General features: G+C 49.0%; 18 protein-coding genes. 1 reads left to right on the plus strand and 17 read right to left on the minus strand.

Translation table 11 applies throughout. From position 1 onward, the window contains the following. Nucleotides 1-89: 89 nt before the first annotated feature. The 8 genes from SYN_RS09315 to SYN_RS09350 all read right to left on the minus strand — a co-directional run bounded on the left by SYN_RS09315 (nucleotide 90) and on the right by SYN_RS09350 (nucleotide 9,507). The gene (locus tag SYN_RS09315; protein ID WP_041584941.1) at nucleotides 90-398 is read right to left on the minus strand and encodes a hypothetical protein; all 309 of its coding nucleotides are present in this window, start codon (nucleotides 396-398) and stop codon (nucleotides 90-92) included. Nucleotides 399-582: 184 nt separating this feature from the next. Beyond that, entirely contained in the window at nucleotides 583-2,877 is a 2,295-nt protein-coding gene (locus tag SYN_RS09320; protein WP_011417851.1) for a fibronectin type III domain-containing protein, read from the minus strand. A gap of 57 nt (nucleotides 2,878-2,934) precedes the next feature. After that, entirely contained in the window at nucleotides 2,935-4,926 is a 1,992-nt protein-coding gene (locus SYN_RS09325; protein ID WP_011417852.1) for a CsgG/HfaB family protein, read from the minus strand. A gap of 122 nt (nucleotides 4,927-5,048) precedes the next feature. Beyond that, complete coding sequence (locus tag SYN_RS09330) at nucleotides 5,049-5,477, minus strand: hypothetical protein (protein WP_158302958.1); 429 nt, start codon at nucleotides 5,475-5,477, stop codon at nucleotides 5,049-5,051. After that, the gene (locus SYN_RS09335; RefSeq protein WP_011417855.1) at nucleotides 5,474-6,217 is read right to left on the minus strand and encodes a flagellar assembly protein T N-terminal domain-containing protein; all 744 of its coding nucleotides are present in this window, start codon (nucleotides 6,215-6,217) and stop codon (nucleotides 5,474-5,476) included. The genes SYN_RS09330 and SYN_RS09335 overlap by 4 nt, the downstream gene beginning before the upstream one ends. A 260-nt stretch (nucleotides 6,218-6,477) precedes the next feature. Then, nucleotides 6,478-7,341: a dTDP-4-dehydrorhamnose reductase gene (rfbD, locus tag SYN_RS09340; RefSeq protein ID WP_011417856.1), complete on the minus strand. Its 864-nt coding sequence runs from the start codon at nucleotides 7,339-7,341 to the stop codon at nucleotides 6,478-6,480. Nucleotides 7,342-7,390: 49 nt separating this feature from the next. Then, nucleotides 7,391-8,134, minus strand: coding sequence for a tRNA pseudouridine(38-40) synthase TruA (gene truA / locus SYN_RS09345; protein WP_041585605.1), 744 nt, complete (start codon nucleotides 8,132-8,134; stop codon nucleotides 7,391-7,393). Nucleotides 8,135-8,238: 104 nt separating this feature from the next. Next, nucleotides 8,239-9,507: a phosphoglycerate kinase gene (locus tag SYN_RS09350; protein ID WP_041584943.1), complete on the minus strand. Its 1,269-nt coding sequence runs from the start codon at nucleotides 9,505-9,507 to the stop codon at nucleotides 8,239-8,241. 293 nt (nucleotides 9,508-9,800) lie between these two features. On the opposite strand from SYN_RS09350, the gene SYN_RS09355 reads away from it, so the two are divergent. Further along, nucleotides 9,801-11,372 carry an acyl-CoA carboxylase subunit beta gene (locus SYN_RS09355; RefSeq protein WP_011417860.1) on the plus strand — a complete coding sequence of 524 codons (1,572 nt, stop codon included), beginning with the start codon at nucleotides 9,801-9,803 and terminating at the stop codon, nucleotides 11,370-11,372. Nucleotides 11,373-11,583: 211 nt separating this feature from the next. On the opposite strand, the gene gltX is transcribed toward SYN_RS09355, so the two are convergent. From gltX to SYN_RS09400, 9 genes are all read right to left on the minus strand, one after another. Further along, the gene (gene gltX / locus SYN_RS09360; RefSeq protein WP_011417861.1) at nucleotides 11,584-13,044 is read right to left on the minus strand and encodes a glutamate--tRNA ligase; all 1,461 of its coding nucleotides are present in this window, start codon (nucleotides 13,042-13,044) and stop codon (nucleotides 11,584-11,586) included. Next, complete coding sequence (gene ispF / locus SYN_RS09365; protein WP_011417862.1) at nucleotides 13,044-13,523, minus strand: 2-C-methyl-D-erythritol 2,4-cyclodiphosphate synthase; 480 nt, start codon at nucleotides 13,521-13,523, stop codon at nucleotides 13,044-13,046. Before ispF ends, gltX begins: the two co-directional genes overlap by 1 nt. Nucleotides 13,524-13,642: 119 nt before the next feature. Then, nucleotides 13,643-14,347, minus strand: coding sequence for a 2-C-methyl-D-erythritol 4-phosphate cytidylyltransferase (ispD, locus tag SYN_RS09370; protein WP_011417864.1), 705 nt, complete (start codon nucleotides 14,345-14,347; stop codon nucleotides 13,643-13,645). 204 nt (nucleotides 14,348-14,551) lie between these two features. Next, nucleotides 14,552-15,592 (minus strand): PIN/TRAM domain-containing protein, encoded by a 1,041-nt coding sequence (locus SYN_RS09375; RefSeq protein WP_148202541.1) that lies wholly within the window; start codon nucleotides 15,590-15,592, stop codon nucleotides 14,552-14,554. 295 nt (nucleotides 15,593-15,887) lie between these two features. Then, on the minus strand, nucleotides 15,888-16,373 hold the full coding sequence (locus tag SYN_RS09380) for a CarD family transcriptional regulator (protein WP_011417866.1): 486 nt from the start codon (nucleotides 16,371-16,373) through the stop codon (nucleotides 15,888-15,890). Between the two features lie 315 nt (nucleotides 16,374-16,688). Continuing rightward, a complete protein-coding gene (locus SYN_RS09385; protein ID WP_011417867.1) occupies nucleotides 16,689-17,837 on the minus strand; it encodes a radical SAM protein in 1,149 nt (382 codons plus the stop codon). Nucleotides 17,838-17,906: 69 nt separating this feature from the next. Beyond that, nucleotides 17,907-18,791 (minus strand): M23 family metallopeptidase, encoded by an 885-nt coding sequence (locus tag SYN_RS09390; protein ID WP_158302959.1) that lies wholly within the window; start codon nucleotides 18,789-18,791, stop codon nucleotides 17,907-17,909. A gap of 159 nt (nucleotides 18,792-18,950) precedes the next feature. After that, nucleotides 18,951-19,607, minus strand: coding sequence for a protein-L-isoaspartate(D-aspartate) O-methyltransferase (locus SYN_RS09395; RefSeq protein WP_011417869.1), 657 nt, complete (start codon nucleotides 19,605-19,607; stop codon nucleotides 18,951-18,953). Then, complete coding sequence (locus SYN_RS09400; RefSeq protein ID WP_011417870.1) at nucleotides 19,604-20,002, minus strand: hypothetical protein; 399 nt, start codon at nucleotides 20,000-20,002, stop codon at nucleotides 19,604-19,606. Before SYN_RS09400 ends, SYN_RS09395 begins: the two co-directional genes overlap by 4 nt. Nucleotides 20,003-20,200 lie beyond the last annotated feature (198 nt).

The raw sequence follows: 20,200 nt of genomic DNA on the forward strand, positions 1-20,200 counted from the left end.
CCTTCTTTCTTCAGTTGCAGATCAAAAAGGCCTGGAGTCTGACGTTGTCCGATAATCAGGAAAATCGGAGAACGTCCCGGCGCCGACAGTTATTTTACATCTTCCGACTCTTTTGGATTGCCTTTGTGGGGAACCTTTTCGACAAGAAATCCCTGCTGATTTTTAGGCGGCATCTGAATGAACTTGTATGGAATTGCGATGGGCTCCCGTCCGATCGCCATCGTCCTGTGCGTGAGGTACCAGACAAATCCCGTCGCGGTATCAACGAGATAGGCATTGTCTTCGCCGATTCCAGCAACGACCGCATATCTCCCCGATTCACCGGCAACACAGAGGGAACAAACCAACCCCTGCAATAGCACCATACTGCCGGCAATCAGCAATATTCTGCCTGACATGAACCATCTTTTCAACTTCGATGATGTCCTTCCGCGACATATCCGGTTATGACTCATAAATACACCTCCGTTTCGATTCTCTGTTCCGGAAAGGCTGCCTTCCCTCACCTGATTTGAAATGGCCACGACGATGACGATATTTTCCCATGAGTCAGGAGTGCGATGAAGAATTTCTTTTGATCTCTTATCTGCCCGTAATCGTAATCACGGCGCTGGGCTCACTTTCCAGACCATACTTGTCCACCGCGGTCACAACGTAGGACCGGCTTTTACCCGGGGGAAGGGTTTCATCCCTGAAAGTGCTTTCCTTCAGGGAACCCAGTTTATTATTTCCTCCGAACAGACGTTTTTCATAAACAACAAATTGAACCACATCGAAAGATTTTGATCCTTCCCACTGCAACTCAGCGGTTCCGTCTGCATAATTTCCCCTGATTTCCAGGGGAGCCGCGGGTCTGGACCGGGTCTGAACTGTTGCTGTCTCAGACAGATCGCTGATCAAACCATCCTTGTCCTCAACCTGCAGACGGTAATAATAAGTCACGCCGTCTTTCAAATCCTTATCGAGATAGTCGGTACCTGCATTAACCCCTGCGATTTTTACAAAATCACTGTCCCGCGTCGTTGTCGAACGATAAAGGAGATAAGCCGCAATATCCGATTCCGGGTTTGGAACCCACGAAAGGGGAACTTCCCTCACTCTCTGAGATTTTCCCTGAAGAGCCTGCGGCCTCGATGGTCTTTTTTTCGTTGTAGCGGACACTGTCGCGGCCGGATAACTTTCAATGTTCACCTTATTAAAGGAGGTCAACCGGTAGTACAACGTTTGATTGTCATCCAGCTTGCCAAAGCCCCGGATGTCATCCACATGGTGGTTGCTGTTTCGCCCCACTATTTTTTTCAGAAGAACATATTCCCCGTCTTTACGGTCGGAATAATAAAGGTTGTAGCCTTCAACGTCATTTTCAAAACTCTGTGCCCAGGATAATTCCACTTTTCCGACCAGTCCGCTTTTAGCGGAAAACCCTGTCGGTGCCGACGGTTTACCTTTTGTAACCGCGGATAATTCAAAGGATGGCGAGGTTTCCAGATCGGGTTCTTCATATGCCGTTACATGGTAATAATACTTCGTACCATCAGAAAGACCTTCTGTATCCGTATACTGAATTCTCCCTGAACCCAGGGGTGACTTCTCAATTTTTTTTATTTTGGCAAACTCCGCATGATCCGGTGCACGGCGATAAACATAGTATCCTTTAATGAAGGGAGAATTTATGGGCTCACAGGATATCCTGATCTCACGGACCATATCTCCCTGGGCAGCACAGGTGCTGACCACCGGAACGGTGTTGCCCCTGATCGGAAAAGACATCTCACTTTCCAGGTTTTTCTCATTATAAGCAGTCACGCGGTAATAATAGTCTTCGCCATCAGCCAGATTCCGGTCGGTGTAGGAAACCTTGAACAACCTGTCGAGAGGAGTCGATGAAGCAATGCCGATTCCCAGATCCTTACCCAGGATATTCGCTATTTCCTGAAAAGGCCCCTTCTCGACTTTCGCCCGGTAAAGCTTGTATCCTTTCATCTTCATGGGATCATCACTGGGAATCGGACTGGGAGACCAGGTCAGTTGAATGCTCCTGATGTGACCTTCCGCTCTCAGAATGACCGGCGGATTGGGCGTGGGCGCCGTTTCCGCGGAAATAACCGGAGAAAATTCACTTCTCAGGCCCTTACTGTTGAGGGCGCGGATCTTATAATAATATAAAGAATTTCTTGAAACGGATGAATCCACATACTCGGGGTTGCTCACCCGACCCATCAGGACAAAGGGTCCTGCCGCCGATGTGCCGCGAAACACCTCATATCCGCTCACCGAACTCCCCGGCGGATTTTCCCAGGTAAGAGAAACCCGTCCACTGCCGGAACGTTTATAAAAATTTACCGGCCCTTGAAAAGCAATTTTTTCATCCTCCACGGGCTTCACACCATACTCGGACATGGCCCTGGCGATAAAGCGGCTGAGATCCCTGACCTCACCCATCAACCCTGCATCGCCGAAAGATTTGATCTGCCTGCTGAAGATCACTTTCCTGTGATTTATATGAATGACCTTGCAGTTGATGAAAATAATCGAACCCTTTTTCCCTGCATTGCCCACAACAATCATATTGATTCCCAGACGGGAACCGATATGGATCACATTCTCCAGGTTTTCGTCCTGCTGGAGATCGTTGAGGCTTAAAAAGGCTTCGAGCTCCTTGCGATCAAGCAGCTCAAGAGAGGGATCTTCCTTCAGGGCGTTCATCAGCATGTTGGTTATCGTTGTACCGTAACCGGAGGCTTCCAGATTCATCGTACCAAAGTTGAATACCGCCACCTTCGTCTGCTGAATTTCTCCTCCCCGACTCTCCACAGGAAACATAACCGAAATCAGCAACATAACCCCCAGGTAAAACCACAAGCAGCGTTTTTTCATTCCTTTCCGTCTCCGATTGAATTTATGCGACTGAATACCTCTGTTGTTCCGTCAGGATCATTTATCCTTGATCAATTGATCGATGCTCTCGATGGATTTAGCCGTAATCGGCGTCGAAATTCCCTTGAGCTTTTCATCGAAAACCGTATCGACATACCGTTCAATGGCCAGATCATAATTCCGTCGCTTCTGTTGCTGCTGCTGTGCCTGCCTGAAATATTCAATCTCCAGACTCTGGTAATGCTTGAGAACACTCTGACCCATTTCGGAAATCTTTTCACTGGTCAGTTCGTCCATCACCTCCGGTTCCGTCGCCAGATCCAGAGGGTCATGGCGGATATTGCCAGCGGGAACAGCATCCTGATATTTGTCTTCCTTTATCTTTTTTCCCGCGATCGTGTTGCTGAAAATGTTTTCCCCTGTCAGGGTATCAACCAGCTTGTAGGATATTTCAATCAGGGCGGTTACTTTCGCGCTGCCCTGGCGGTATGAAATAAACTGATAGTTTTTCTTTTTGGTTGTTCTGGGGGGCGCCGTCTTCAATGCTTCCATTGTGGGATTGGGATGCATCAGCAACCAATCGGAAAATTCCGGATTCCGTACATCCTCTTCATCCACGAGAACCTTAACCTGGCTGACGCTGGGCGTATCGACGGTTTTTGCCATGTAATGGAGAACGTCACCCATGATAAAGGTATCTATACCCCTCATTTTACCGACATTCTGAGCCGATTTCATATCCACGATCCCCGTCTGCCCAAGCTGCATTTCTCTCAATATGGATTGGAGATTCTCCCGTTCAATAATGCGAAGATCGCCACTGGCATTCCTGTGCAGGTAGGCAATCAATTTATTGGCGGCTATCTTGCCCGCATCACGATCATTGGCTGGAGAACCGAAATCGAACACGGCGATCGATTTCTTTATCCGTTTGTTGATATGATCTTTAACATCAAGTAATTTCTGGAACAATTCCGGGTGGCTGGGATTTACACTTTCCACCTTCTGATACCAGACCAGGGCGTTGCCCCACATATCCCGCTCAAGATATTTATCCCCCCGTTCCATCATCCGCCCGCATAAGTTTTTTTGAAGTTCATTAAACAGCGGATCATCAAGAAGTGCCGGGGAATTATTTTTAGCGCCTTCCGCTTTTTTCATTGCCGGATACAGCTTTCCCTGATTAAGCAGTTTCAGGGCATCGTCAAAATAAATCTGGCCGACCCTGGTTTTCAAAGAATCTCTTTTTTTCTGAACATCTGCATTTTCAGGCTGATATTCCAGAGCCTTTTCAAAAAGAAAAACTGCCCGTGCCCAGTTCTGCCTGTGTATCGCCTTTTCCGCCTCACTGTTGAAATAATCAAAGCTGTCCCTTGATATCGCCTCCTGATGCAGTTTGGCGACGTCATAGTAATTCGGGACAAGCTCGATTACGGACTTAAAGGCCTGGGCAGCCAGCTTCCACTCATCCTGCTTGCTCAAGGATAGCCCCTGCTGATAGAGTTGCTTTGCCGATTCCTGCTCCGCTCTGGCCAGACGTGCTGTCGTATCTTCGTAATTAGGAAATATCCTGTTCACTTTTTTTAATTTTGCGACAACGTCACCCCATGCTTCCTTCTGCATATCGAGCTCCGCCTGACTGTACAGAATTTTGACGGTGTTCTGAAGAGATGCAATTTTGTCCCTGATCTGAATGTGAAAAGCAGCAACAGCCGGATTCAGGTCATCCAGACCACCGGCAGCCGCAGCTTCCGTTAAAACACTTTCAAGTGAAATCAGATTTTCATCCGTGATTGTTTCAAATAATTGCTTTGCCTTCTCATAATGAAGCTTTGCCGCTTCCCTTTTCGCGGCTGCCAGGGAATCCCTGTATGTCGAATTTCCCGGATCTTCATCGACAGCCTTCTTGTAGAAGATGACGGCATCATCCCAGCGTTTCTGATTTTCCATTTCCCGGCCCGTTTTATAGCTCTCGTTCACGACACACCCCGAAAGCATCAGGTTCATCAGTAAGCCAAGCAGAATCCACCGAATATTCCTCTGTTTCATTGTCGCCTCCCCTTGATTCGTTAATGCTGTCTCCGATCCCCTGAGCAGGAAGCCCTCCGGTGAGCATGTCCTTTTTTTGCTCATGCCGTAATTCCAGGCGCTTCCTGTCAATAAAATCCCCGTTAAAATACCGCTTCAATCCTGTTCGAGCTGATTCCCAGAATCCTGATTCGTCTTTTATCCAGGGTCATCGTGGAAAGATCGTCGGCAACGCCATGAACATTCCCCCGCACTTCCAGATCCAGGTCGGCCGTTCCCCTGCTGTATGAACGCTGATAAAGTTCGCGGTATCCCTTGACGACATCGGGTAGACAACCCTTGAACCTTTCCAGTTCCTGGTAGGTGTCCAGACCGGAAATGGACAGTTTTACAGTTACGGCATTGGTCAACTCCGATGACCATCGATCAAAGATATCCTCAATGAGTTTCTTCGCTACCTTTCCGGTTGCTTCTTCCGTGATCGATTTCACATCATCCTTCATTCCGGCGGCAGAGCAGGCTTCGCTTCCTGTCGCGATCACGTCGCCGGTATCGGCGTTAATGGCTTTCACCGAGACAACAACCTTGTTGGAATGCATTTCAATCCCGCTGAGATTGAACGTGTGCTCGACACATCCACGCTGCCCAGCAGGACCACCTCCGCGCCGGATTGATGACAATAACGGGCCAGGGTGTCCAGATCTGCGCAGGACAACTGCAAGTGATCGACAGTTGAATTTTTTTTAAAGGATCCCGAATCGACAAGTTTAAAATCCCTTGCCAGGAAAAAGCGGGTCAGGGCAGCCTCAGCGACAAAATCTGTCTTTGAATGCTGATTGAAGAGAATCATGATGCGAGGTTTCGATTTGCGAGCCATAATCAGATTCATGGCCTCCATCCGGTCTTTCAGCTTACCCGCCCCGATGTCCGCTTCAATTGTCACGGTGTAAACATCGTCTGTTCCGTTCTCGGAAACAATACTGTAACCGTTGATAAATCCTCTGGACTCCGAAAGAATACGATCTACTTTCAGTTGATAATTTTCGACTTCCGAACCGCTGTAAATCATGACTCCCATAACTTTTTCAATGGCATTACGCTGGGCGTTATCGATCGCTTTGTCTCTGGCGATATCCATTCTGCTGTTATGGATTGTTGCCATACCATCGGCGGTCACCTGATTTCGGGCGTAAGCGTTGCTGACAGGACATGCCAGCCCCAAAAGAATCAGCAGCACACACAGGATTTTATTTAATTTTTCATAACGGATTTTATGGACAGAATTCGGGACGGCGGAGGTTGACAAATCCATAACACACTGATTGCACAGGAACTTTGATAATCACAACGAGCGTTTGCAACACCGATTACCTGAATCAGATTTCGCTCCTGCATGATCTGATCTTCGATAATCGCTTACTTAAGGACCGCAAACCTCCTTGCAGGACGCAAGGGAGACAGACCTGAAACCGGTTCGGTATACCGATATTCCCTTACGGTGTCAAGAGTAATATAATGGATTGGATTAAGGATATATACTTAGATGGGTTCCAGTGGGGATGTACTGATGGATCAGCTCTTCAAATCGACCTCTTTGCGGATGACGGAGAGATAATCATTCAGCGCTTCCGTCCAGTGGCGCATGGCATGCCCTGTGTCCCGGAAATATTTCTCGCAATTGAGCACACTGTAGGGAGACCGACAGGCGGGTCGCGCCAGCTTATCTGAAGTAGTCGGCCGAACTTCAACATCGAGGATGCCTGAGGATTTCAGAATCCGGCAGGCAAACTCATACCAGGTGCATTGGCCGCTGTTCGTCACATGATAAATTCCAGAGTGGCCGCCTTCAATAAGAAAGCCCACCGCATCGGAAAGATCGGCGGAATATGTCGGACAGCCCCTTTGATCATCTACGACATCCAGAACCGGATCTGTTTCCGCCCTGGCCAGGATAGCCCGCACGAAATTTTTTCCATTTTTCCCATACAGCCAGGCTGTCCGGATCAGGAGATGATCGCACCCCGCTTCCTGCAGTCTTTTTTCGCCTTCCAGCTTAGACAGTCCGTAGACATTGAGCGGATCACAGAAATCTTCCTCTGCGTAAGGCGTTTTCCTGCGGCCGTTGAAGACGTAATCCGTACTGAAATGAACAAGTTTGATTCCCATATCGCGGCAGATCAGGGCAAGATGCCCCACACCCAGGGCATTGACCGCAAAGCATTCTTCCCTGCGGGTCTCGCAGGCATCCACATCGGTAAAGGCCGTCGCGTTCACTGCAAGATCAGGTTTGATGCTCAGGATAGCCTGACGACATGCATCGTAAGACGTAATATCGATTTCAGGAATGTCCTGTCCAGCAACCTCATGGTTTGCCTGCAGCCGCATCATCAGCTCCGATCCGAGCATGCCGCGATGACCAAAAATGAGAATCTTCATGGTTTCCGGACTATTTTCCTTTCTTCTCCCGTCGAGTTCATCAGGATGTTCAATAGCTTACTTTCTGAAGAAAAAGTCCCTGAGGCGGCGCCGTGATCCCGGCACATCCCCGATCTTTCGCTTCCAGAATGTCCCGCATAATTTCCGACGAATCCTGCCCCGCACCGATCTCGACCAGGGTCCCGACGATATTGCGGACCATGTGTCGAAGAAAGCCGTCAGCCTCGACACTGATCGTGATCACCTGTTCAGTCTCCCTTTCGATCTCCGCCCGGATGATGGTCCGGACGCAGGACTTCACGTCGCTGCCTGCCGCACAGAAGGAGGTAAAATCATGCTTTCCGCACAGCAGAGAGATGGCCCCGGCCATTTTTTCAAGGTCAAGACAACAGCGTATAAACCAGGCGGAATTTCTCTGCAGGGGCGACCGTACCGGTGAATTCAGAATACGATAAAGATAGCTTTTACTTTTCGCAGAATACCGGGAATGAAACTCCTCATCCACATCTTCCGTCTCTCTGATCACAATATCCCCGGGAAGCAGGCTGTTGAGGCCCCGTAAAAGATTCGCCGCCGGAATCCGGGATGATGTCCGGAAGTTGGCTACCTGGTTGAGCGCGTGAACACCGGCATCGGTCCTGCCCGATCCATGGAGGATTACGGGTTCCTGTGTAATCCGCGCGATACTTTCCTCCAGAATTTTCTGTATGGTCGGCAGATTCCCCTGACGCTGCCAGCCCCTGTAGGCCGTCCCGTCATATTCAAGAACCAGCTTGATGTTTCTTCTTGTCATCCCTTCTTTTATTCCGTCATCACAACCCATGATCATCGGCTGTAAAGTCCTGCGCCGCAGACTGCAACGGACTCCACCATCCCGACTTCGGCGGCATGACTCCTTTATTTGTCATTTAACGCCTTGACTCCGGGAAGTTCCTTGCCTTCAACAAGCTCAAGCGATGCACCGCCGCCGGTTGAAATATGAGACATTCTGGCAGCGACACCGGCCTTTTTGACCGCTGAAACGGTGTCTCCACCGCCGATCACTGTAATCGCATCCGGAAGTTCGGCAAGTATCGCTGCTATATTGATTGTGCCTGCCGCAAAATTCGGGAACTCAAAAACTCCCATGGGGCCGTTCCAGAACACGGTCTTTGCTCCGACAAGAGCGTCCCTGTAATTTTTCAGTGTGGCGGGGCCGATGTCCATCCCCAGCCACCCGTCTTCTATCGTGGCGCCTGTCGAAATCCTGAATTCGGCTTCGGCTGAAAACTCTTTTGCAACGAGATGATCAGCCGGGAGCAGAAGCGTAACCGTCTGCTCTTTTGCTGTCGCAAGAATCTTCTTTGCCGTTTCGATCTGATCTTCCTCGACAAGCGACTTGCCGACAGCAATCCCTTGGGCCTTGAGAAAGGTGTATGCCATGCCGCCGCCTATGATCAGTTTTTCTACCTTGTAGAGCAGGCTTTCGAGCACTGCTATTTTGGAAGAAACTTTCGCGCCGCCGATAATCGCGACAAAAGGCTTCGCCGGGGCTTTCAGAACTTTTCCCTGAAGGAATTCAAGCTCTTTTTCCATGAGAAAACCCGCCACCGCAGGCAGATACCGGGCGATTGTTTCGGTGGACGCGTGCAGCCGGTGGGCGGTTCCAAACGCGTCATTGACATACACGTCGCCGTAACCCGCAAGGATCTTGGCCATTTTTTCACGCTCAGAAAGGTCTTTCGAGGTCTCTTCCTTATGGAACCGTGTGTTCTCAAGGAGCAGCACGGCGCCGTCCTTAAGGCCGCCCACCATCTTCTTTGTCTCGTCGCTCAGGCAGTCAGGCGCCAGCGCAACCGGCTTCCCAAGCAGCTTTGAAAGGTGTGCGGCGACAGGCGACATCTTGCATTTGCCTTCGATGTATTTCTCTTCATCAAAGGGTTTGCCATCCTTTTCCGCCTTCTCACGCGCCTTGGCAGCGTCTTTTTCAGGGTCGCCAAGATGCGACATCAACACAAGGCTCTTTGCCTTACTGTCAAGAATATATTTGATTGAAGGCAGTGCGGCGGCAATGCGTGTATCATCCTGGATGACGCCATCCTTGAGCGGAACATTGAAATCAACACGCATGATCACACGTTTTCCTGCGAATTCGATCTCACGAATCGTTTTTTTGGAAATTCCCATCATTATTCCTCCCTGAAACGTTCTTTTGAGTCAATAACGTTGCTGCTTATCCTGCCGGCAATATTCAAATGAAAGAAGATTAAAGTCATTCTTAATGCCGTGTTGTCAGAACTATTCGAAAATGCCTGCATTTCATTTTTCGGGAAAAATGGTTATCAATAAATTTAAACGTGGAATTATACTTTTTTAGATGATAAATGGTCAATTCAAAAAAGACATCATGATGGGGTATTATGAGATATTAAAACCCTGTTCCCCTTTTAAAATCAAGAAAAAGCATTTTGTGGAGGAGTATGAACACGGAAAATTACGAGGGCATGACAGCGGGAAAAATTCGGGAATTTGAAAAAAGGAAAGAAGCCCTGATGCTTATGGGCGGCGACGAGATGATCAGAAAACAGCACGAACTCGGCAAACTGACCGCAAGGGAACGGCTGGATCTGCTTTTCGACAATGGGTCTTTCCAGGAAGTCCAGCTCTTTACAAAACATCGTTCCACACTTTTCGGCCTCGACAAGAAGGAAATTCCCGCGGATGGCGTCATTACCGGATTCGGCGAGGTAAACGGCCGTGTCGTCTTTGCGGCGGCTCAGGATTTCACCTGCTCCGGCGGCAGTCTTGGGGAAATGCAGGCAAAGAAGATCTGGAAGGTGATGGATATGGCCATCGCAGCGGGGAAACCCTTTGTTTCCCTGAACGACTCCGGAGGAGCGCGCATTCAGGAAGGCGTCCCCGCTCTTGAAGGATATGGAGGAATTTTCTACCGGAATACCCTCGCCTCCGGGTATATCCCCCAGATTACCGCGACCATGGGGCCGACCGCCGGCGGGGCCGTTTATTCACCGGCATTGACGGACTGGATATTCATGGTCAAGAAAAGCAGTTACATGTGCATCACGGGCCCGGATGTCATCAAGGCCGTTATCGGTGAAGAAGTCACCACCGAAGCCCTGGGAGGCGCCGTCGTTCATTCCACCAAAAGCGGCGTATGTCATTTCGCCACAAATGACGACCAGGACTGTATCAATAAAATTCGAACCCTGTTGTCTTATCTCCCGGACAGTTGTCACAGTCCCCTTCCTCTTCTGCCAACGTCTGACACCCCGGATCGCGAATGCCTCGAACTGGACGAAATCATTCCTGATAAACCTTCAAAAGGCTATGACATGAAAAAGGTTATCCTGGAAATCGCCGATAATGCAGAAATGATGGAACCTCATGCCGGATGGGCCAGGAACATCATCGTCGCATTTATTCGCATCATGGGGCGTCCTGTAGGGGTCATCGCGAACAACCCCAGTTTCGGCGCCGGCGTACTCGATGTGAATGCTTCAGACAAGGCGGCGCGCTTCATCCGTTTCTGTGACGCCTTCAACATCCCCCTGCTGACGCTTGCCGATGTCCCCGGTTACCTTCCCGGCACACGTCAGGAATGGGCGGGAATCATCACACATGGAGCCAAAATGCTCCATGCCTATTCCGAAGCCACAGTGCCCAAACTGACGGTCGTCATCCGCAAGGATTACGGCGGCGCCTACATCGGCATGTGCAGCAAACAGCTCGGCGCGGATTACGTCATGGCCTGGCCTTCCGCGGAAATTGCCGTCATGGGAGCGGATGGCGCTTGTAACATTGTGTATCGCAAGGAAATCCAGACGGCGCCGGACCCCGCGGCCAAGCGGAAGGAACTGGCCTCCGCTTACGAAACTCAGTTCAACAATCCTTACTTTGCCGCCGGACTGGGAATTGTGGATGAAATCATCCTGCCCAGAGAGACCCGTAAGCGAGTCGCCTTCCTGTTAGAAACCTTTAAGGAAAAGAAGGAAACCCGGGTGACAAAAAAGCACAACAATATTCCGCTTTAAACAGGCTGCAAGATGCGTTTCAGATGAAGCGGAAGATATTTTATGGAAGACGCAAACGCGTTATTCCGATTTTGATTTTCTATGAGAGTTATCTGACCAGTTAAAGCAGGCTCGTCCGAAATGCATGTAAATCAAGCCGGATGAGCCTCTTTTTTCAGCATACTGGAATCATTTATCCACTGAAAATCTGAATAAGCAAGAAAAAGGAAGGTCAGGAAAAGTTTCCCTGCATATTGAGCGCTTTTTTCAGTCGTTCCTTGACGGATTGCTCGCCCAGAAGGACAAAAATTTTATCGAGTTCCGGTCCCCTGGTCGTCCCTGTAAGGGCCGCCCGGACGGGCATGAAAAGCCTTTTTCCCCTGGCGCCGGTTACCTTGCGAAGTGCAGTCATGACTTGCGAATAAAAATCTTCATGGGAAAATTTCCCTTCCTCGATGAGTTGCAGCAATGTCCGGAGAACCATCTGTGTTTCTGTTTCCCGAAGAACTGCGGCAGCATCTTCATCAATCCGGACAGGCTCTTCAACAATCATCTTCACATAAGATCCGATATCGGCCAACGTGGTCAAGTTGGGCTTCACGGCCTCCACCATCCGATCCAGCCATGGAGTTTCCCATTTATTCACGTCATAGCCGGCTTTCTCGATAAACGGTCTCAATCGCTCTATTAACTTGATGGCTGGCTCTTCATGAATGTAAAGGCTGTTCATCCAAAGCAGTTTGTCCTCATCGAACACGGCGCCGCTCTTGCCGGCCCGATCCAACGAAAAGGCGGTGATGATTTCCTCCAGTGAACAGACCTCCCGACCTTCGCCGATGGAACTGCCAAGAAGAGCAAGATAATTCAAAAGCGCCTCGGGCAGTATGCCTTTCTCGCGAAACTCACGTACGGAAACGGAACCGTGCCGTTTGCTCAACTTCGTGCGATCCTTTCCCAGAATAAGGGAATGATGGGCAAATTCAGGCGGCTCGAAACCTAGCGCTTCATAGAGCATCAACTGGATCGCTGTATTGGAAAGATGGTCTTCTCCCCTGATGACCGTGGAAATTTCCATAAAGTGGTCGTCGATCACCACGGCAAAATTATAGGCTGGAGTACCATTCGACCGAACGATAATGAAATCGCCGACTGCCTCCCCCTGAAATTTCATCGTTCCCCGGATGAGATCCTGAAACAGGACAGGCCCCTGTGAGACCCGGAATCGCCAGGTCGGCCTCCTTCCCTGGGCTTCCAGTCTTCTTCTGTCTGCTTCGGTCAGATTGCGACATTTACCCATGTAGCGGGGCGCCATTTTCCTGGACAGCAGAGATGTCCGTTCCAGCTCCAACTCGTCCTCGGTACAGTAACAGGGATAAACTCTTCCGTCCTTTTGCAGGTTCTTCAAGAAGGATTCATAGAGATCCAGCCTCTCGCTCTGGCGGTAGGGTCCAACTTCCCCCTTCCCGTCCGGCCCCTCGTCCCAATCCAGAGAAAGCCATTTCAAGTCGTCAATCAGCCTGGCCTCAAAAGCCCTTGTGGATCGCTGCCGGTCCGTATCTTCAATCCGCAGGATCAGCTTACCGCCATAGTGTCTTGCATACAGCCAGTTGAAAAACGCGGTCCGCGCGTTTCCAATGTGGAGCTCCCCGGTAGGGGAAGGGGCAAAACGGACTCTCGGCTTGGTACTGTTCATTAATCCTGATTCTCCTTAACCAAAGCCACGGCAAAAACCGCAACCCCCTCCTGCCGACCGACAAATCCCATTCCTTCATTGGTCTTGGCCTTTATGTTGATCCGGTCTGAAGGCATTTTCAACACCCCGGCAATCTTTGACTTCATATCCGGAATGTAGGGCATCAACTTCGGTCTTTCCATAATTACGGTGCTGTCGATATAGTCAATGGCAAAGCCTTTTTTATCAACCATCTCAAGGATTTTAGAAAGAAGTTTCAGACTGGAGATTCCGGAATAAGCCGGGTCGGAATCGGGGAACTGAAAACCGATGTCGCCTTCGGAAATGGCACCAAGGAGTGCGTCGCAGATGGCGTGAGTCAATGCGTCGGCGTCAGAGTGACCTGTAAGGCCGAACTCATGAGGGATCTCAACGCCCCCGAGGATCAACTTCCTTTTTGCAGCCCATCGATGACTGTCATATCCGCATCCGACCCTCATGCCGATCTCCCGTCAATTTTCCCAGTCTGTTTTTTTTGCGCCATCAGGGTTATCCCCTGATTTCATTATCCCCAGACCCTTTCAGGGTTTTTCTACTTCCGAACCCGGACGGGGAGCATTCAAATCCTGCCTTCTTCCTTTTTAAGGAATGCTTCTGCCAGGATAAGATCATCCGGCGTGGTTATCTTGATATTTGTGCAGCTCCCTGGAACGACCTCGACTGGAATGCCCAGGCGTTCGACGAGACTGGCGTCATCCGTGCCGTAATAATCATCCTGAACGGCCTTTTTGTATGCCTCTTGAATGATACGGCGGTGAAAGGCCTGGGGAGTCTGAGCCAGCCAGATCCTTTTCCTGTCAAGCGTTACGGAAATATGTCCGTCAGAATGGACTTCCTTTACGGTATCCATGGCCGGAACGGCAGCAATTGCAGCCCCGGACCGATGAGCCGCGTCAATGACCCGCGAAAGGATTTTTTCTGTTACAAAGGGGCGCACGCCATCATGAATAACAACAATTTCATCTTTTTCTACAACACACTTCAGGCCGTTTCTCACAGAATCCTGCCTTTCCCTGCCGCCGGCAACAATTCCTCTGATTTTTGTCAGTTGATAGGGTTTTTCGATGTTATCCCGGACAAAGACCATGTCGCTGTGCGGAACGACCAGCAGGATTTCGTCGATCAGGGGAAACTGCTGCAGTCTCAGCAGTGTATGGACAAGAACCGGCATCCCGTTTATTAAAAAATACTGTTTCGGGTTCGAACTCTGCATGCGCCGGCCTGAACCGCCGGCAGGTACAATGGCGACCACTTTTGGTTTCATCTGAAATCAGCACCGATATTCCACTTTCGCACCCGAGCAAACTCTAAGACGTCTCCATGATCGGCGTCTCGATAAATATCGTGTACACTTGTGCCGCCTCGACTGTGACGCCCTGATTTCATGTCCGATCCGGAATTGTGATGATAGAAAACTCAATACATGAAAAAGCCCGGGATGTTCGACCACCCCGGGCTTAAATTTGAATTACTGTCTGGCATCGCTCCCGAAGCTTTTTTTATCATTCACAATATCTTTCAGCTCCGAAAAAATCATTCGCCCCGCCGTAGTCTGAAGAACGCTTGTCACCAAAGCTTCGACAGTCGCCCCCTGATGCCTCTGGGCATTATCCACGATAATCATCGTTCCATCATCCAGATAGGCCACTCCCTGACCGGCTTCTTTTCCTTCCTTAATGATCTTTACCGTCATCACTTCACCGGGAAGAACTACCGGTTTCAGCGCATTTGCCAGTTCATTGACATTGAGAATTCTTATGCCCTGCAGTTCTGCAACCTTGTTCAGGTTGAAATCATTGGTGATGATCTTGCCGTTCATCTTTTTTGCCAGAGCAACCAGTTTGGCATCCACGCTTTTAATCCGTGGAAAATCCTGATCAACGATTTCAATGGTGATGCCTGCACTCTTCTGCATCCGGTTGAGAATATCCAGTCCCCTTCTTCCTCTGGAGCGCTTCATGGAGTCGGATGAATCGGCAATGTACTGCAATTCATCCAGAACGAAGCGGGGAACGATAAGAGTACCTTCAAGAAAACCAGTGTCGCAGATATCGGCCAACCTTCCATCAATAATGGTACTGGTGTCAAGAATCCGATAGTCTTTGTTTTCCTTGCTCTGGCCATGCCCGAAAAGATTGAAAAGTTCTTCAACTTTTTTTGAACCGAGAACAAGTCCCAGATAACCCATGACCGAAGTCCAGATGGCGTATATCCAGGGAGCGATCTGATACTTCTCTTTTATATCTGTAATGAAATTAAGACCATAGGCAAAAAGGAAGGCAATCAGCAACCCAACGATCATACCGACGACACCGCCGAATATGACCCGCAGAGAAACCTTCCTGATAGCCTGTTCCATCTTTATGACAAATAAAGCCGTTAGACAACCTAGAACCAGTCCGATTAAAGAACCGAGAATCCCATGAGAGGGAAATGAATAATATGCAATAGCATACCCACTGACAGAGCATGCCAGAATCAAAAGACCCCTGACGATCAATACTTTCACCTCCTTTCCTCCGTCCAAAAAAATCGAAATGATTTATTCCTCACCCTTAGTGAGAAATAAATCATTTCGATTCTGTCCGGGTTGATTAAATTTGATTCAAAACACTCTTTTGTGCTTTTTACAAACACACGCAGACGGTTCATGCTGGAAAACTTCAGAGCAACAGCACTGCTGTTAAAAGAGAATTGACTCCCAGAGAATCCCTTCCTTGATCGGAGATCAATTTTCTGGATTTTTCGATTACACGATCCTGGGTAAAGAAATCCTTCCAGAAATCCAATTCCTCTGAAAAGACTTACTGCAACGAGAAGATGGTCTTCAGATCCTGCTCAATTTTCGTTTCTTCAGCATTACTGGCGATGGAGATTTCTTTGATCAGAAGACTTTTGGCTGTATCCATCATTTTTCTTTCACCGAAAGACAGATTCTTGTCATTCTTCAAAATCAGCAAATCCCTGAGCACCCGGGCTATTTCAAAAACCGAACCGGTTTTGATCTTTTCCAGATATTCCCGATAGCGTTTATTCCAAGTCTGCTTGTCGATGGTTATGTCCTTGTTTTTCAGTATTTCATAAACCTTAGGAACGTCGTCTTCGAGGATCAGTTCTCTGAGCCCGACAGATTCCGCACTGCCGGTTGGGATCATGATCTTCATACCATTGCTCATGATCTTCATGATATAGAACTTCTGGGTGCTCCCCATGACCTCCCTGCTTTCAATGGCCTCAATGACACCCACACCCTGCGCTGGATATACTGCCAAATCACCCACCTTAAACATCTCTCACACTCCCTTGCTGCTAATTTGAATTGCTTCTTTTATCAAATATTTAATTAAAGGTCAACACAAATTCAATATCTGTTCCATCTTCAAAACAATCAACTCCTGATTGTTATTTTTTTTGAAATCGATTTGTTTTTTCTGCAATCCTACATCTGTCAGGCTCTTTTCGGTTCACGCCAATGATCTCAATTTTCACCGATCAAGGCACAACCCTGTGATCCGCGCCGCATCCGAACCATTGCCATTCTGAATAAATGTAGCGTTTCCTTTTTCCATCCCCTGGATGAGGAACAATAATAACCAGTTGTTTATCTATATATAATCATGCATCATCAGAAATAAGTCTTTATCCAGTTGGCCTGGCGCCGTGACTTCGTATTGTTCAACCGTTTTTTTGAGCGAATTGTACAACCCGCTATCCGAAAGATCATCCAGAGATCTGTAGCATCCTTTACGCCGGCCCAGCCTGAAAATCAGCTGATTTTGAGGGGACAGAGCCAGGTAGCGATCAATGACGCGCAGCATCTGTTCCTTTGCATCCGGCAATTTTCCCTGAATTTCCTCCAGGAGGTTGAGAATATGATCGCTGACCACTGTAGATTCAATTCCCTCCAGGTTTTCAATAAAATCCCTTATTTCTGTCACAATCTCGTTGTCGGTCAGCGGCACAAATTCGCCTTTGAGCATTTTTTCGTGGAGATCGGTGCCCGGAACAGCATGAATGGTTCTCAAGCGAATGAAATCAGGATTGATTTCATTGATCACTCTCGCCGTTTCCCTGGCATGTTCCTGCGTCCACCGGACTCCTCCCAGTCCGGGAATCACATATTCGCTGAGGGAAATGCCTGCTTCGACTACGTTGCGCCCCCCCTTGATGTGCTCCGCAGCAGTAACGCCTTTCCGAATGAAGGCCAGAAGGGGATCATAACCGCTTTCCATGCCGATGTGAATTCTCGATAATCCAGCGTCACGGAGCCTCTTCAGTTCCTCAACCGATTTTCTGGCGGCCGTTTTGGAACGGCAATAGGATGTGATTCTTGTCACGGAAGGAAAGGCCTTCCTGATTTCATTCAGAACCGGCACAAGATCATCGGTCCTCATGATCAGGGAATTGGCATCCTGAAGAAAAACGGATTCCCCCCCAAAATACAGCCAGGCAGCCACGGAACGGTAACTGTCATGATAACTGCTTTCCTGACTGAAGATCAGGCGGATCACCTTGTCCGTCACCCGTCCCCCTTCGCCGTGTTTCCAGGACAGTTCCTTGATATGCGTAATAATTTCTTTAATTTTGTGAATGTCGGCAAAAATCTCGTCGAGAGATCTCAGTTCGAATTTTTTTCCGCGATAGGAGTTGCAGAAAGCGCATTTGTTCCACGGACAATTGCGGGTCGCTCGAATGAGCAGACTTTTTGCTTCACTAGGCGGCCGAATGGGACCCTGTTCAAAGGGAAAATCCATGGAACACCTCCCATTTCATGATGTTTGTTTTCATGACTTTTACGTTCTCTCAAACTCCGGGAAAACGGGTCAGGGCAGAAAAAAAAGAGGATTTCTCGCTCTGTTCTGATGCCGAACCTCAAAATTCAGATAGACATTTTCCTCTTTGCCAAGCCTTCCAACCAGAGCAATGGATTCCCCCTTCCTGACTGAATCATCCAGCAGGACCTTGCGGACCTTCAGATGTGTGTAGACTGTGGCAAAATTATCTGTATGCTTGATGATAATCGTCTCACCATAATCCTTCAATTCCGCGGAAAAGATGACGGTTCCACTTGCAGCCGCTATCACGGGCGCCATATCCTTAGCGCTGATGCTGATCCAGTTGTGGTACATTCCGTTGGGCTGAACCCCGAATTGGGATATCACCCGCCCTTTCACGGGCCAGATGAAGCGTTTTTTCTCAAATTGCACTTTTCCGGGAACATCTGCCTGCGGCGGCTCCTTATTCAGAGTTCCGGCACCGCTTTTCGAGGGCGCCTGCCGGGGAAAAGGAACACTTTCCTTTGGAGACACGGCATCCTGCCCAGTTGGGGGCGCTGCCGGCGTCAGCGTCTCTGAGTGCTCCTCTACGGCACTTCCTGATGGCTGTTGCGGCAACCCGGAGGAAACAGCTTCCGGTGGGACAATGCTCTCGGTTTCCGGCATCCTTCCACGAACGGAAGATGAATCTCCACCCGGCGGAATCCTGGAAATCAACCTTTCTCCAGTCGCCTGTTTATTCCGTCTTGCGGCAGGATCCTGCATTCTGAGCAGCAGCATGATATCTTCGACGACTTCCGTTGCATCAGGCACAAAAAGTACCTGATCCATTTCAATCCGATTGGTATCGTCGATATTATTGACCTCGGCCAGATCCTGAATATGAACGCGATAAGCCCTGGCAATGCTGTAGAGAGTCTCCCCTTTTTTCACTCGATGATAGACCCCTTTCAGCTTCCCGGGCTTTAGTCCATAGCTGTTGGTGACAATCAACGGAAGAAGCAGAATCAGAAGCAAACCAAAGAGATGTTTTCTTGAAAGGATCAGTCTTCTCAGTGTAGGTTCCTCATTTCGCTAAACAATCAGGGGGGATCAGCCGGACCAGCCATACTCTCCGATAAGATCTACAAAGCGGCAGCCTCCCAGATTTTCTTTCTTTAACTCATTGATGTCCTCAGACAGTCTCGTAACTTTCACGAGATCCTGAATATGCCTTCCCCCTACGGGCAGGACCAGTCGGCCCCCGATCTTCAATTGTTCAATCAGTGGCATGGGGATATCAGGTGCACCCGCTGTAACCAGAATCGCATCAAAAGGAGATTCCTCTTTCCAGCCATAGGTGCCGTCCCCGATTCGTATCGCCACATTATAATAACCCAGCTGATCGAGTATGCGACGGGCGTTGTTGGCCAGTGACGCAATCCTTTCGATGGAAAATACCTGATCCGCCAGTTCGGCCAGCAGGGCGGTCTGATATCCTGAACCCGTACCAATCTCCAATACTTTTTCCCTGCCCTTGAGATCCAGGGCATCCGTCATCAGCGCTACAATGTAAGGCTGCGAAATCGTCTGCATATCGCCGATGGGCAGAGGGTTATCGTTATATGCCTGATCGGCAAGGGCCTCTTCTACGAAGAGATGACGGGGAATTCTGGACATCGCCTCCAGAATGCGGGGATTTAAAACTCCTCTTGCCCGGATCTGGGTATCCACCATTCGCAATCGCTGTTTTTGAAATCGGTCCATCATAGTTCGTGCAGGTATCCCTTCCGTTCAGGAATTTTATAAAATTCTTCCACCCAGTGATGCCGTCGCATCCCGAGAGCTTCACGGGTGATGATCAGGTAATGATAACGAAGCTTTGCATCCTCTCGTAAATCATTGTAGCGGGCAATTTTCCCGTTGACTTGCTCCACGACGATCCGCTTCGTCAGTTCGTCAGCCATGTCGCCTTCGGCATTCATGGCCTCTCCGGACATATTTCCATGAAGGCATAACAGAAGAGCCTCAATATCTTCCTTCAGATTGTGCATTTGCCGCAGGATTGTGGAAACCGATTCGCCCGCCCTGCTCAGCACCTCCGCCTTCTCTCTGAGGAGTTCCTCCTGAAGGACATTTTCAGGCGTTTTTTCCTTTAAAACCATGCTATTTCACTCCGGTGAAGAAAAAATCCGTCCGGTAAAATTCGGAGGAATTTGTAACATATTAAAATTGAAGCACAATTATATAATATAAGTACCCTTGAATTACTACCATTGAACCTCTTAATTTTCAACTGAAAAGGCAGGCGCCTTCCTTCATCATTTTTACTTTACATTGAATTCCTCTTTAGTTAGGTAACA

The organism is Syntrophus aciditrophicus SB (assembly GCF_000013405.1).
Lineage (GTDB): Bacteria > Desulfobacterota > Syntrophia > Syntrophales > Syntrophaceae > Syntrophus > Syntrophus aciditrophicus.